Source organism: bacterium, assembly GCA_030646995.1.
Lineage (GTDB): Bacteria > Patescibacteriota > Minisyncoccia > UBA6257 > WO2-44-18 > JAUSKF01.
The window spans coordinates 138,066-150,901 of sequence record JAUSKF010000006.1 but is presented as its reverse complement, the minus strand read 5'-3'; the positions used below and the strand labels follow the sequence as shown (position 1 = coordinate 150,901).

At 44.4% G+C, this 12,836-nt stretch carries 15 protein-coding genes and 1 tRNA gene; 5 read left to right on the top strand and 11 right to left on the bottom strand.

What is annotated here, in order from left to right; all coding sequences use genetic code 11:
* Window positions 1-128: 128 nt before the first annotated feature.
* From Q7S83_04130 to rny, 4 genes are all read right to left on the bottom strand, one after another.
* Window positions 129-554 carry a hypothetical protein gene (locus tag Q7S83_04130; GenBank protein MDO8467297.1) on the bottom strand — a complete coding sequence of 142 codons (426 nt, stop codon included), beginning with the start codon at window positions 552-554 and terminating at the stop codon, window positions 129-131.
* Between the two features lie 100 nt (window positions 555-654).
* Window positions 655-1,020: a hypothetical protein gene (locus Q7S83_04125; protein MDO8467296.1), complete on the bottom strand. Its 366-nt coding sequence runs from the start codon at window positions 1,018-1,020 to the stop codon at window positions 655-657.
* 122 nt (window positions 1,021-1,142) lie between these two features.
* Entirely contained in the window at window positions 1,143-1,391 is a 249-nt protein-coding gene (locus Q7S83_04120; GenBank protein ID MDO8467295.1) for a hypothetical protein, read from the bottom strand.
* A 305-nt stretch (window positions 1,392-1,696) separates the two neighbouring features.
* Window positions 1,697-3,187, bottom strand: coding sequence for a ribonuclease Y (gene rny / locus Q7S83_04115; GenBank protein MDO8467294.1), 1,491 nt, complete (start codon window positions 3,185-3,187; stop codon window positions 1,697-1,699).
* Window positions 3,188-3,448: 261 nt separating this feature from the next.
* Here rny and Q7S83_04110 point away from each other — a divergent pair, with 261 nt between their 5' ends.
* Window positions 3,449-3,724 carry an HU family DNA-binding protein gene (locus Q7S83_04110; protein MDO8467293.1) on the top strand — a complete coding sequence of 92 codons (276 nt, stop codon included), beginning with the start codon at window positions 3,449-3,451 and terminating at the stop codon, window positions 3,722-3,724.
* A 220-nt stretch (window positions 3,725-3,944) separates the two neighbouring features.
* Here Q7S83_04110 and Q7S83_04105 read toward each other — a convergent pair whose 3' ends face one another.
* The 3 genes from Q7S83_04105 to Q7S83_04095 are packed head-to-tail and all read right to left on the bottom strand — an operon-like array spanning window position 3,945 to window position 5,631.
* Window positions 3,945-4,688 (bottom strand): hypothetical protein, encoded by a 744-nt coding sequence (locus tag Q7S83_04105; GenBank protein ID MDO8467292.1) that lies wholly within the window; start codon window positions 4,686-4,688, stop codon window positions 3,945-3,947.
* A 23-nt stretch (window positions 4,689-4,711) separates the two neighbouring features.
* Window positions 4,712-5,104 carry a hypothetical protein gene (locus Q7S83_04100; protein ID MDO8467291.1) on the bottom strand — a complete coding sequence of 131 codons (393 nt, stop codon included), beginning with the start codon at window positions 5,102-5,104 and terminating at the stop codon, window positions 4,712-4,714.
* Window positions 5,089-5,631: a sigma-70 family RNA polymerase sigma factor gene (locus Q7S83_04095; protein MDO8467290.1), complete on the bottom strand. Its 543-nt coding sequence runs from the start codon at window positions 5,629-5,631 to the stop codon at window positions 5,089-5,091. The genes Q7S83_04100 and Q7S83_04095 overlap by 16 nt, the downstream gene beginning before the upstream one ends.
* A 196-nt stretch (window positions 5,632-5,827) precedes the next feature.
* Between Q7S83_04095 and Q7S83_04090 the strand changes: the two genes are divergently transcribed.
* The 3 genes from Q7S83_04090 to Q7S83_04080 all read left to right on the top strand — a co-directional run bounded on the left by Q7S83_04090 (window position 5,828) and on the right by Q7S83_04080 (window position 8,223).
* Window positions 5,828-6,844, top strand: a complete 1,017-nt coding sequence (locus tag Q7S83_04090; protein MDO8467289.1) for a hypothetical protein — start codon at window positions 5,828-5,830, stop codon at window positions 6,842-6,844.
* A gap of 8 nt (window positions 6,845-6,852) precedes the next feature.
* Window positions 6,853-6,926: transfer RNA gene (locus Q7S83_04085), tRNA-Ala, on the top strand.
* 142 nt (window positions 6,927-7,068) lie between these two features.
* Entirely contained in the window at window positions 7,069-8,223 is a 1,155-nt protein-coding gene (locus tag Q7S83_04080) for a hypothetical protein (GenBank protein ID MDO8467288.1), read from the top strand.
* Window positions 8,224-8,229: 6 nt separating this feature from the next.
* On the opposite strand, the gene Q7S83_04075 is transcribed toward Q7S83_04080, so the two are convergent.
* The gene (locus tag Q7S83_04075; protein MDO8467287.1) at window positions 8,230-8,595 is read right to left on the bottom strand and encodes a hypothetical protein; all 366 of its coding nucleotides are present in this window, start codon (window positions 8,593-8,595) and stop codon (window positions 8,230-8,232) included.
* Window positions 8,596-9,081: 486 nt separating this feature from the next.
* Between Q7S83_04075 and Q7S83_04070 the strand changes: the two genes are divergently transcribed.
* Window positions 9,082-9,768: a hypothetical protein gene (locus tag Q7S83_04070; GenBank protein MDO8467286.1), complete on the top strand. Its 687-nt coding sequence runs from the start codon at window positions 9,082-9,084 to the stop codon at window positions 9,766-9,768.
* A 243-nt stretch (window positions 9,769-10,011) separates the two neighbouring features.
* Here the strand turns inward: Q7S83_04070 and ftsZ are convergent, their stop codons facing one another.
* Genes ftsZ through ybeY form a run of 3 tightly spaced genes read right to left on the bottom strand, consistent with a single transcriptional unit; the run spans window position 10,012 to window position 12,832 of the window.
* Entirely contained in the window at window positions 10,012-11,169 is a 1,158-nt protein-coding gene (ftsZ, locus tag Q7S83_04065) for a cell division protein FtsZ (protein ID MDO8467285.1), read from the bottom strand.
* 4 nt (window positions 11,170-11,173) lie between these two features.
* Complete coding sequence (gene ftsA, locus Q7S83_04060) at window positions 11,174-12,430, bottom strand: cell division protein FtsA (protein MDO8467284.1); 1,257 nt, start codon at window positions 12,428-12,430, stop codon at window positions 11,174-11,176.
* Window positions 12,431-12,454: 24 nt separating this feature from the next.
* Window positions 12,455-12,832 (bottom strand): rRNA maturation RNase YbeY, encoded by a 378-nt coding sequence (gene ybeY / locus Q7S83_04055; GenBank protein ID MDO8467283.1) that lies wholly within the window; start codon window positions 12,830-12,832, stop codon window positions 12,455-12,457.
* Window positions 12,833-12,836 lie beyond the last annotated feature (4 nt).

The window sequence follows — 12,836 nt, the reverse complement described above, 5'->3', positions numbered from 1 at the left end:
AACTCGCCAACGCAGCGAGGGATTACAGGAAGGAAGGAGGCTACTCCTTCAAAGAAGCCAAAGGAACAATAATTCATCTTTCGTATCAAGTCAAATAAAAAGCCCCCGCGGAGCGAGGGCTGTATAGTTCACTTTTTCCGGCCGGGCCAATCCCACGGAAGATCATATTCATACTTCGCCTCATTGATCTCGCACGTCCGTTCATCCATCCACATAAACTTCACAGTCACGTGACCGTTTGATTGACCGAAATCGCAGGACGCAAGGACAACCTTATCAGAAATATTAGTCACCTCGTAGGTCTTTTCGCTGACAATCGCCCAAAGCACCGGATGTGCCCCGCGCTCTACCTCATGCCAAGTAAGCTGGATGCGGTACTCCGATCGGGTCCCGTTAGGGTCATCCGGCGACGAAACTAGAGCAAGTTCCTTGCCGCAAACGGTCGCATGGCGGTCATCCTTAAGACCCTTACTCCAGCCCTCTTGAGAAGTAGCGCACCCCGCGAGCCCGAACGCCAGCACGGCAACGAGAGACAACAGAGCAAACTTCTTCACGGCTACCTCCTTTTTAATGAATCCCTCACATAATTTATGTAAGGGGCGAACCAAGACAGATAATAGTCGAATTCCCCCGCTTCGTCAACTTGCGAGATGCTTACTTAAAAGTGATGCAAAAAGAAGTGCGCCGTAGAAACTTTTTGTCCAGCTTGTAATTAGATGCCAGGTATTCCGCGGTGACCACCTCACTGCCTATAGTCACATAATGACTAAGCTCCAGGCGCACCTCATCGCCCAAAGTTAGAGAGGAAAACGCGGGTTCATAAGTGCGGAACGGCTCACTAGGCCTGCCCTTATAATGAATAACCACCGAGTAAACAATGACGCCATTTTCCTTTTCTTTTCGTACTTCTTGAACATAGCCGATGCCCTTTCTTTCCATACCCCACTGGCTATATAAACGCGAAGCGGCGCACCCCACGGACAGCACGGCGACGAGAGCCAGCAGAGCAACCTTCTTCACGGCTACCTCCCTAGATCAACCTCGTTGATCGGGCGATCAATCCACGATGGATTGATTTAGCCTTTCAACGAACCGGAAAGATAATAACTAATTTTTCCTGCCTTGTCAATAAAAAACCGCGCTTAGCGCGGCTGCTTTCTGAACTTCACGAGCTGGTATTTCCTGCCGGGGGTAAACTTGATGCGCCCCATAGTCTGTAACCGCCAGAGAGCGTCAACGATTGTAGGTGCGAGTTTGGGGTAATAGACTGGAGCAAATTTGCGATAAAGCCCCATAAGTAACGGCTGGAATTTTTGTGGCCGCCCGCTTTTCAGAGCGCGGAGAACTGCTTTTTCTGCGCGCAATTCAGGCAAATCCTTAAACGAACCCATAGCGCCACTCCTTCAATGAACCAAAAGATAATAATCAATTTTTGATCTTTTGTAAAATGAAAAATCCCCAAGGCGAGAACTCGCCTACCTTAAGAACAAAGAGAGCCAGCTCTTTTCGTAGCAACCATAAGCGCAGGTTAGCCATAAAACAATGAACGAAGGGCGGATTTTTTAGCGAATAAATCGAATGGCCGGAAAATCCCGAAGGGAGGAACGGGAGCTGTTCGATTTATCTAAAAAATCAACCGGAGTGAATTGGCTTTATCTAACCAGAGCGGGTTGCGAGAAAAGCAGCTGGTGAACCCTTACTTCGCAAATTCAACCGCGCGGGTTTCCCGAATCACATTCACCTTAATCTCACCCGGATACTTCAACTCTGCCTGCACTTTCGTAGCCACATCTTTGGCCAGCTGGTAAGCGCCGAAATCATCAATCTTTTCCGGCACTACGAAAATGCGGATTTCACGGCCAGCAGACAAGGCATAGGCCTGCTTCACACCCGCAAAGCTAGTGGCGATCTTTTCCAAGTTCTCCAAGCGCTTCAAGTAATTTTCTACCGTATCGCGGCGGGCACCTGGGCGAGCAGCCGACAAAATATCAGCGCAAGCCACGATAAAGGCTTCAGTGGTGGCAAACGGATATTCCTCGTGATGAGCCTCCATCGCCAAAATAACTTTCGGGTCAATATTATATTTCTGCAAAATCTTGCGGCCCAAATTAACGTGCGTGCCTTCAACTTCATGGCTGATAGCCTTGCCGATGTCGTGGAGTAAAGCGCCACGCTTAGCGATTTCCACATTGGCTCCCAATTCAGCGGCCATAATGCCGGAGATGTGCGCCATTTCAACGGAATGAACCAAAACATTCTGCCCGTAACTGGTGCGGAAATGTAGGCGGCCAATCAATTGCAAAATCTCTTTCGGAAAATCGATAATGCCAAGCTCCAAAGCAGCCTGCTCCCCAATCTCCTGCATCCGCTTCTCCAATTCATTCTTCGCCTCCTCAACCTTCTCTTCGATTTTCGCCGGCTGAATACGGCCGTCTTTAATCAACTTCTCCAAAGCCATTCTGGCGGTTTCGCGACGCAATGGGTCGAACGAAGAAATAATAATATTCTCCGGCGATTCATCCATAATCAATTCCGCGCCCGTTAAACGCTCTAAGGTGCGGATATTTCTTCCTTCACGGCCGATGATTTTACCTTTCATCTCTTCATTAGGAATAGTGAAAACGGTAGTGGTCAAATCAGCCACGTGAGAGCGGGCATATCTCTGCATTGCTCCGGTGATAATCTCCAAACTCTTCTTTTCAATCTGCTCTCGCTTATCTTTTTCCAATTCCTGCAACTTTCTCACTAATTCATGACGATGCTGGTCTTCAACTTCGGCCAATAAGCGAGTTTTGGCTTCGGCGGCCGACAAACCGGCGATCTTTTCCAATTGCGCAACGGCTTTGTTTTGTACCTCCGCGATGTCTTTTTTGGATTGCTCTACCTTGCCCAATTCTGCCTTTAGCTGAATTTCCTGATTAACCAAATCCTTGGATTGTTGATCCAATGTCTCCTCTTTGTGACGTGCTCGCTCTTCCAATTTATCTACCTGAATTTTTCTCTCACGCTCTTCTTTTTTTGCTTCGTCCAAAAGACCGACGGCTTTTTCTTGCGCCTCAAGAATTATCTGCTTAGATTTTTGCTCGACGGAGCTAGCGTGTTTGGCGGAGAGTAATTGACGAACGAGATACCCCAAAGCTGTGCCCACCAACAGTAAAGCGCCCCCGAACAGGAGTGTTTGTTCCATGTTTAATTGAAATTTCGTTAATATAAATTGACTGCATACGACTTATCCACATAATACAGAACTTGACTCCTGGTGTCAAATAGATTATAATAGAAAACAGAGTGATTGTGAGTATTGCTCAGTCCAGCGCAAGCCGGATCGAGAAGTACCCGGATCAATTTGTGGCTAAAGACCCCGCGCAAGTGGGGTCTTTGGTTTTTCAACGGCCATTCTGTATAATGAATCCAAGGAAGCAAGGTCGTTCAAAAATAAAAAAATATTATGAAAAGAGAAGGATTAATAGAGGCCGTAATGAAAGCAGCCGGATTGGAAACGAAAAAAGCTGCGCAGGAAGCGGTGAACGCAGTATTTGATACCATCACTAAAACCTTGAGCCGCGGAGAAGAAGTCGGCGTAACCGGATTTGGCACTTTCAGAGTCGTCAAAGCGAAAGCTCGGATGGGCGTCAACCCGAAAACTGGAGAGAAGCTTCAGATTCCGGCGATGACCAAGCCAAAGTTCAAAGCAGGACAGGGATTGAAGGACGCGGTCAGATAGTTTTGATAACTGGGGCAATTAGTTTTCGGACACAGCGTCCGCTTGCTCCAACGGCAAGCAGCGCTTCTCTCTCGGTATGCGCTCGGTCGGTTTAAATGGAAAACGACCGAACCAAGCTCGCATACCTCCGAGATGTTCCTCAAACCAATCGCCCCAGACCAAAACTATCGTTTAAATAAGTTGTAGTAAAAATAAAAACTGCCTCGTGAGGGGGCAGTTTTTATTTCAAAGAATCTTTCACTAGCTGGCTTATTTCTAAGAATTTCTTATAAGCCAACCTGATTCTAGTGATGGAGCCATTTAAGAGCTGGCGAATCTGCCCGTCCTCCTCTTCTCCGCTAAGCAACAGCTCGCTCGCCTGGCTACGTAGATTAGCGGCGCTAGTCAACAAAAGCCTGGATTCGCTCAATAGAGAACGAGCGCGATTGTTTTTTAAAATCTTCAAATCTTCCAAACGACCCACATCAGAATGAATCTTCATATAGCGAGCCTCGGCAATCCGCAGAACCGTCTGAACTTGGAACACCAAAGAAAAATCCACTATATTTTTAACACCGGGATTAAAGACTTCCTCCCGCCATTCCTGCAATTCTTCGGCAACAAATTTTACATCAGCCGATTCAGCGTCAATCTGCAAAGCCAGAATAAAGCCGGCGGCATCTTTAAGAAAATCCAGATGCTCTCCTCTTTTTTCCAACTGCGCTTCGTTCAAGCCCTTAATCGACAATAAGCCCGCCTTTAAATCATCTATTTGAGCCATTAGTACACCCAAAACTCCCCTTAATTGATCCCGTGGGGAAAGCTCAACTTCTTGATTATCCAAAGTCTCTAGGGCAGTTTTGACGGCTTCAGACTGAGCAGAGGCAGTCGGAATAATTCCCGTAGCCAAAACCGGGCTAACGCCCCCAAGAAAACTCACGGCGACCATAATGGTCGCCAGCCTCGCCGAGTCTAGGCGGGCCATCCTTAACTTACTATTATCAAAAATCATAGACTTAGATTCTTTAATACTGCATCTATCTGCGCTCCAATAGCTTTTTCCGAATCGACATCATATTTCACCTGCCCGAGCTGAATTTGAAAATCCAGATTTTCCGCTTCTGCTTCGATATTTTCTTTATTGACGCTAGAAAGCATTACTGGAGAAAGATTGCGGATATTGAAGAAAGAGATGCCTCCCAAAACGATAAAGAGCAAGCCGCTCGCCAAAGTTAAGGCAGCGCCCATTTTAATACTTTGCAAAACACTGCCCCGGAAAATAAACCAGCCGGCGCTATGCTGGGAAGCGGCGGTGACCAGATTTTTAGAACGGGAAATAAACCCTTCATCTGGGGTAATAGATTTAAGCGATTTTAAAATTTTGATTAATTGGTCTTCCATAGCTTTGCTTTCAGATTATTTACAGCTCGATGCTGAAGTAACCGGACGGCGCCATCGCTTTTCTTTAAAGCGGCGGCGATTTCTTCGTTGGATAAATCTTCAATAAATTTCATCACGATCACGTCTTGCTGATCGGGACTCAAAGAAGCAACTGCTTCTTTTACCGACTCAAGCGCGATAGACCGATCCAAACCACTTTCTAAGGCTCCCACCACCTCGAAAATATTTTCATCCACATCATCAATGCCATAGTGCATCTTCTTGGTGCGGTAGTGGTCGATTACCTTATTCCTGGCAATCTGGTACAACCAGCTGGAGAACGGAAAGCCCTGAAACTTATAGTTTTTCAGGTTCTGCCAAGCGCTAAGGAAGACCTCGTGGGTCAAATCTTCGGCATCAGGCTTATGGTTAGTCTTAACCATCACAAACCGGTAAATAGGGGTTATGTAGTGGTCGTAGAGCTTACCAAAACTGGCATGATCGCCGTCTTTGGCCGCTTTTATTAAATTGATTTCTCCCTCTAGCATATATAACGAATAGGGGGCGCTTGGGTTACCCTTTGACCCTCTTCAGTATTGAAATAGGCTCAAATAGGCTCAAATGCCCGTATCTAATACTAACATATATAACCCATCCGAGTTCTTTTGGCTATGCTATGTAAATTTCAGGATTTTTTGGCCAATCTGTGGCATACTAGGAAGATAGACCCCTTAGAACACCTTGATGCATAAGATTATCTCATTTGTAATCTCCGAGTCCCCCCGCCTCAAAAAAGGTGCAGTTCTGGAACAAAAACCACTCCAGAGCGCCCCTCAATACTACGAATCCGCCATCCCCCACCAATTCGCCATGTCAGAGGAAAAAGCCATGGTTGGAGGAAAGGAAGTAAAGTTTTTTGTGCGTTCTTATCCTCCGGAAAATTTCGTCGTTGAGGCTTCAATCGAAGTCGATGATGTTTTCTCGGAAAAAGCTTTCAAGCTACGCGAAGAATTGATTAATGCCTGCCAAAAAATCTCCCAGAAAAAAGGCGGCAACATTGGATTGAGTGAAGAATATTCAATTGCATTGGTGTCCGGATATGACGGTGATCCGGAGCAATTCCTGAACAAAAGCGAGCAAATTGCCGCATTTTTGAAGTCCGAAAGAGAGCCGTTGGATGAAAACGAAATCGCCTACACCCTCGCCTCCCAAATTAAATACAGCCAGAACGATATGGTAATCGTGGACTGGGACGGATCCTTCGTGTTCGATACCAAGGGAGAAATAGATGACATCGTGGACCTATTACAGACAGCAAATTTGCAACTGCTCCGCTACCGCGCCCTAGATTATGACTTAGACAATAAATTGGCTCGCATCAACAAATTCACTCAAAATCCCGATACTAAAATCATCTCGTTTAAAAGAAAGGATATAGAAAGCGCCTTTCAAGAAGTGATCCAAGCGCGCTCAAAAGCTATCGCCGAATTTGAAACCATCGATCGGGACATCAAACTGATTGGGGATTGGTACTCTGCCCGTTTATATGGCCTCGCTTCAAAGAAATATAAACTCGAGGAATGGAGAAGGGTGGTAAAAGAGAAGCTGGATTCCCTAGAAGACATCTATTCAATCGTCTCCGAGAACTTCAGCATTTCCAGAACTCACCTGATGGAATTAATCCAAATAATTCTTTTCTTCGTGCTTCAAGTCGGTTGGTTCGCCTTGATAATTTTGGAGATATTCTACTACACTAGATAGCCAGAGAGGGGCCCGTAGTAAAGTGGCATTACGCGGCATTCGCATTGCCGAGGCAGGGGTTCGATTCCCCTCGGGTCCACCAAGAAAGCGCCATTTGCAGATTTTTAAAAATGGACAGAGGATATATGAGTGCTATAGAGAATGGGGGAAAAGAACATTACTCTTAATCAGCTTGAACGCCTCGTAAAAGCACTTGGCGTTTCTGTCGATAAACTTTTAAAATCATGAGCGAAGAACAGAAACAAATACTTGCTAAATATGACAAGATAAAACCTGATGATTGGTTGAAAAATCCATCAGATTGGCTACCTATACAGTTTCAACTGTGGGGTTCTTTGTTTACTGATATGTCCGTTGGGTACGGAAAATATTTTAAAAGTTTTGCCGCCAATCTGAAAGGATACCTGAAAGATGAATCGCTTTACATTGTATGTGGAAATAAGGATGATTTGATATTGATGTTTTTACATTTGTGTAAAAACAAATTACTTCCCATTTCGGAGGAAGGATTTAAAATCTTTATCGTAAAAGGAAACAAAACATTTGAACAAGTCATCGACATTGATTTATTGCAGAATCGTTTTGAGGGAACCAGAGAAAGCGAGGTTCATTTTAAAATATTTTGTCCTATTCCTAAAAATTTTGTAGAACACCTTTTGGAATACGGATTATTTTTTGACGATAATCCGGAGATCACTTCATTTTTTAAAATTTTTCAGAAAAGATTACCGCCGAAAATATTTTCTGAATTGAATGAAGAACAGAACGCCGCTTTTTTAGCAGGAATGATGGATGGCGATGGTTCCGCGGCTGTTTTGGTAGTTTGTTCGCAATGTAAAAAAAGAAACACTATAAGATCTGAAAAATTTAATTGTGATAAGTGCGGTTTTGATCTAAAAAATGAAGCTAGGAGTATGGACTACAATATTATGCTTGATTCAGGGCATGATGCACGGCTAGACGAAGAATTACGCTATCTGGTGAATCTTGGTTTAAAAGGACATCTTTATGTTTTGTATGTTCAAAAAGAAGCACCTAATAATTTAACTCAAGAAAAATTTGATTCCAACAAAGAACGAATGGAGCGTAGAATCGTTGGTTATGAAAAACTTACAACTTTGTTAAAGGTTCCCATGTTCGTACAAAGGCATATATTAAAAAGTTATTTGCCATCTTATAATTATGCACCTGATGTATATGGAAGTATAAAATTTTTGTTTACTCCTCATTTTAGAAAACACTCGGAAAAAGTAAAATGGTATGGCGTAAAAGATATACACGCTGTTAATCTCAAGATACTTAAAAAATCTCTACAGTACATTTTTATAAACAAGAAGAGAGCTGTTCTCGTGCGGGTGATTAAAAATAGAAATATTTGATAATTTTTATTTTAAATATTTCTTCAAAAAAATTACTTGGTCTGAGAGCGCAAGCTGTTCAAAATTACTAATATTAGCTGGGGTATCTCTGTAATTTTCTACATCAAAAAATGCTGTCCAAAATACTCCTTGCTTAAATATTTTTTCAGTGTCCAATTGAGGCGGTTTTTTATAATTCTGTAATTGGAAAAATACTACTATTTTCCCACCCGTTTCTTTTATTGAAAGATCTATAAATGTACCTATTGATTTTACTAAATAGTTGGTCAAAAAAGATGGTTGGGGTGGTGGCCAAACATTCGTCCTTTTTGTAGAATTTGCGATTGCCTGCTTGATAGCTTTTTTCAGAATATCTTCGGAATCTTTATCCATAAGAACTATTATACTAAAATTCTATGCGTTAGGCTCGTCTGAATTTCACCAAAAAAGAAAGCCAAAGTCCGCGCGGATTCCTCCCCAGACCCCTCCTCCACGCGGGCGAGTCCGTCGCCCCGCCTCCTTTGCCCCAGAAAAATAGTGGCGGGGCGCATCAGGAGTTTCGTTCAAAAAAGGTTCGCGCAAATGCTAAAATAACACCACCAACAGGAATTTTGGCTATTTTTGAAGCGGGGGTTTTTATTCACAAACAAAGCGCAGGGAAGCTACTTCAAGGAACATGCCGGAGCTGCGCCGGCTAGGTCTCTTCGAAGCGGCGTAGCGAGGGAGAGGCGAAATTGCTCGCTGGAAGCAATTTACGCCGTTTCCGAAAAGTAGCTTCCCGGAGCAGTTATGCACAGAGCCAAGGCTGGTTTTGGCTCAAAATGCTATAATTCAATAGTAAAAGGTCGAGTAAGCCTAAGTTTTATTTAATTAACAAAAATGATTGTTGAAAATTGGCTGAACGTCTTGAGGGCTTCCATCCAAGAGCTTTGGATCACAGTTGCCAACTTCTTACCTTCTTTAATCGGCGCTTTAATCGTCTTTATTGTCGGTCTTATCGTAGCTGCCGTATTGGAGAAGATAGTTGAGAGGTTGGTCTTCTATGTCCGCCTTGATGTCTTGCTTAGAAAGCTTGGCGTCGAAGGAATCGCGGAACGGGCACACATGAAACTTGATTCCGGACACTTCGTCGGGAAAATAGTCTATTGGTTCTTCGTTTTGGCTTTCTTGTTGGCTGCTTCGGATATCCTCGGATTCTTCACGCTTTCCGCATTTTTAAGGGACGTATTAAATTATGTTCCGCAGGTATTGGTGGCTATGCTCATCTTGTTAGCGGCCTTAATGCTGGCTAACTTCCTCAAAGGATTGGTTCGCGCGTCAGTTATGAGCGCCAACCTCCATGGAGCGAAAGGATTGGGCGCGCTCACCTGGTGGATTGTAGTGATTTTTGGTCTTTTGACTTCCTTGGTGCAACTTGGCGTCGCTGTAAGCATAATCAACACCCTAATTACGGGTTTGATCGCGATGTTGTCCTTGGCTGGCGGTTTAGCTTTCGGTCTTGGTGGCAAAGAAATGGCTACCAAATGGCTCGGAAAGCTTGAGAGCGAGATAGAACATCACTCTTAATTAATTCCTGCAAGTAAATCAAAAACCCCTGCATGCCGGGGAGTGAATCGAGTAGCAAGAAGTTTGCAATGTGGATCAGATTGGAAATTAGTGTAAAGTTTTTGTGTAACCTTACATTGATACCAATAAGATAACCCACTACTCGATCTACTCACCCGGTTAATGTCAGGGGTTTTTGATTACACTTTAGGTGTATTATTCGCAATATTACCTCCCCAATTCGCATTATTCGCGATTACTCCACTATTTCTTCTTCCGCAAAAAAGTCGGGATGTCCCAAATATCTTCGTCTTTCTTCTTCTCTTTGGATTCCTTCTCCACCACCTTCTCGCTATTAATACGCATGAGCTTTTCCTCCATCATTACCGGCTTGATTATCGGGGAAGAATCACCGCCGAATAAGGTCGAGATAGAAGACTCGCTATTCTTCAAAGCTTGGCCGTTAAAACCCGTAGCCAACAAAATAACTTTAATCGCGCCCTTCCGAAGTTTGCGATCATGATAAGCACCGAAAATAATTTTCGCCCCCGGATCTACTGATTCACCAATTACTTTGGCGATGTCGTGGATTTCATTCAAACGTAAATCTTTACCTCCCGAAACCGCAAATAAAATACCCTTAGCTCCATCAATCGAAGTCTCCAACAAAGGAGAATTAACTGCTGCATCCACTGCAGCCATTGCTCTTTCCTGACCGGAAGAAATACCGATTCCCACCAATGCAGAGCCGGCATCTTTCATGATCGCTTTCACATCAGCAAAGTCCACGTTGACGATGCCTGGCATAGCGATCAATTCGGCGATACCCTGCACGCTATAACGCAAAACATCATCAATAAACTCGAACGCCTTCATAATCGGAGTGTCCTTTTTAATAACACTAAAAATACGGTCGTTGGGTACCACGATTAAAGTGTCCACCTTTTCTTTCAGTTTCAATAAGGCCTCTTGAGCAATCCGGCTCCGTTGAGCTCCCTCAAAAGCGAAAGGTTTAGTGACTACCCCAACAGTCAACGCTCCCTGCTCCCGCGCTATTTCCGCGATTACCGGAGAAGCTCCAGAACCCGTGCCGCCCCCCAAACCGGCCGTCACAAACACTAAATCAGCGCCCTTGAGGGCCTCCACAATTTCCGAACGCGTCTCTTCTGCCGCCTGCCGACCAAGCTCCGGATTCATTCCGGTGCCCAGCCCCCGAGTTAAATTCTTCCCGATATAAATTTTGTGTTTCGCCCGGCAATAATCTAAATCTTGAGCATCAGTGTTGATTGCCAAAAAATCTACCGATTTTATCTGAAAATCATCTTGCATACGAGAAACAGCGTTGCCGCCACCGCCACCCACGCCGATCACTTTGATCTTCGCAGCGTAATCTCCCAAAGATTTTTTACTGTTATTAGACATCACTTTATGGCAAGAACGAACGGAATATCTTTTTTATAAAACCGACGCCGTCATAAGACTCCGATTGAGCAAGCTTCTCTCCTCCCCACATCAGCAATCCGAAAGCGCAGGACATTTCAGGATCTTCGGCCTGAGACACCAGCTCGGAATCGGCGGAATCAATTTCCACAATACTCGGTACTCCGATTTGAGCGCTCATCCGCAACTCCTGTTTAGCCAAATCTACCATACCCGGAATCTTCGCTCCACCGCCGGTCAGGATTACTCCCCCGGGAAGCTTCGCTAACTTACTGATGTATTTTAACTCATTATTCGCAAATTCCAATACCTCAACCAATCTGGCTTCAATAATCTCTGAAATATACCGGCGGGAAACATTTCCTTTAGCAGTCGAATCGAATTTTTTCAGATCTACCAACTCCCGCGCCGGCGCTTCTTTGGCCAAAGCTGAACCCAGGGTAAGTTTTATATTCTCCGCGGAAGCGATGGAGGTTTTGAGGCCAATAGCTAAATCGTTGGTAACATTTCCGGAACCGACCGGGAAAACTACGGTGTGCAAAAGTTTATTTTCTTCATAGACCGCCATTCCGGTCTTGCCGAACCCTATATCTATCACCGCCACCCCGAGATCTTTTTGATTGCGCGTAAGAATCGCCTGGCTAGCCGCCAATGGAGAAAAAATCAAAGCTGCAATTCCCCCGCCTGCGCTCTCAACGCACTTCATTAAGTTTTTTATCGCCGGAGAAAAGGCATGAATAATCAGACTTCGCACCTCCAGGCGATTCCCCACCATACCCAGCGGATCACGGACATCGGCAACTTCATCAACGATGTGTTCTTTAGTGATGGCGTGCACAATCATCCGGTTCAAGGGAAGCTTGATTGCTTGAGAGGCTTCAACGGCGCTGTCAAGATCATATTTAGAAATTTCCGAGTCGGCGCGCGAAACCGCCACAATACCCTGACCGGGATGAACTTTGAAATCCGGGCTGCCGACGCCGAGATAAATATTTTTTATCGCGTTCTTTGAAACCTGCTTTATTTCAGCGAGCACTTGGCCGATTGCCCGAGTCGCTTCCGGCAGATCATCAACAACGCCCCGCTTCATTCCGGCCGAAGGCATCTTTAACACCCGAACCAGAGATAATTTACCGTTCTTTTTTACTTCGGCAATTGCCGCTTTAATACTATGAGTGCCTACGTCCAGTCCAACTATGTAATTAGTCATTGGGATTATCGGCTTAATAAGAAGCCAAGTCATTAAAAGCCCGATAACCTTAATGACTTATTTACCTAACAATTTTAGCAATTCTTTTTCTTTAGATTCCATACTTATTCTATCATTTTCTTTTTTGTGGTCATAGCCCAAAAGGTGCAGAAATCCATGGATAAGCATAAACACAAGGTCTTCCCCATTTTCTTTGATATATTGCGGGTTAAGATAAACCTCGCCGAGAGATTTTAACTTGATGTCCGGTCGTGGGAAATTCTTTGGAGCCGGAAAGGCAAGCACATTCTTATACATAAATTCTTTTCCAACTAAATAAACTTCCAAATAAGTTTTTTCCTGCTTTAACTGCTTTGCCAAAAAACCGGCGACCCTACGGATCGTCGGTTTAAATTTATCGAAGCTCTTATGGCCACTGACAACCACTAATTTCATACCG

Excerpts from the sequence above, each read along its gene's own strand:
- Q7S83_04080 (MDO8467288.1), top strand. The coding sequence starts at position 7,069 with ATGAGCGAAGAACAGAAACAAATACTTGCTAAATATGACAAGATAAAA.
- ftsZ (MDO8467285.1), bottom strand. The coding sequence starts at position 11,169 with ATGTCTAATAACAGTAAAAAATCTTTGGGAGATTACGCTGCGAAGATC.
- Q7S83_04090 (MDO8467289.1), top strand. The coding sequence starts at position 5,828 with ATGCATAAGATTATCTCATTTGTAATCTCCGAGTCCCCCCGCCTCAAA.
- ybeY (MDO8467283.1), bottom strand. The coding sequence starts at position 12,832 with ATGAAATTAGTGGTTGTCAGTGGCCATAAGAGCTTCGATAAATTTAAA.
- Q7S83_04110 (MDO8467293.1), top strand. The coding sequence starts at position 3,449 with ATGAAAAGAGAAGGATTAATAGAGGCCGTAATGAAAGCAGCCGGATTG.
- Q7S83_04070 (MDO8467286.1), top strand. The coding sequence starts at position 9,082 with ATGATTGTTGAAAATTGGCTGAACGTCTTGAGGGCTTCCATCCAAGAG.
- Q7S83_04120 (MDO8467295.1), bottom strand. The coding sequence starts at position 1,391 with ATGGGTTCGTTTAAGGATTTGCCTGAATTGCGCGCAGAAAAAGCAGTT.
- rny (MDO8467294.1), bottom strand. The coding sequence starts at position 3,187 with ATGGAACAAACACTCCTGTTCGGGGGCGCTTTACTGTTGGTGGGCACA.
- Q7S83_04105 (MDO8467292.1), bottom strand. The coding sequence starts at position 4,688 with ATGGCCCGCCTAGACTCGGCGAGGCTGGCGACCATTATGGTCGCCGTG.
- ftsA (MDO8467284.1), bottom strand. The coding sequence starts at position 12,430 with ATGACTTGGCTTCTTATTAAGCCGATAATCCCAATGACTAATTACATA.
- Q7S83_04100 (MDO8467291.1), bottom strand. The coding sequence starts at position 5,104 with ATGGAAGACCAATTAATCAAAATTTTAAAATCGCTTAAATCTATTACC.
- Q7S83_04075 (MDO8467287.1), bottom strand. The coding sequence starts at position 8,595 with ATGGATAAAGATTCCGAAGATATTCTGAAAAAAGCTATCAAGCAGGCA.
- Q7S83_04095 (MDO8467290.1), bottom strand. The coding sequence starts at position 5,631 with ATGCTAGAGGGAGAAATCAATTTAATAAAAGCGGCCAAAGACGGCGAT.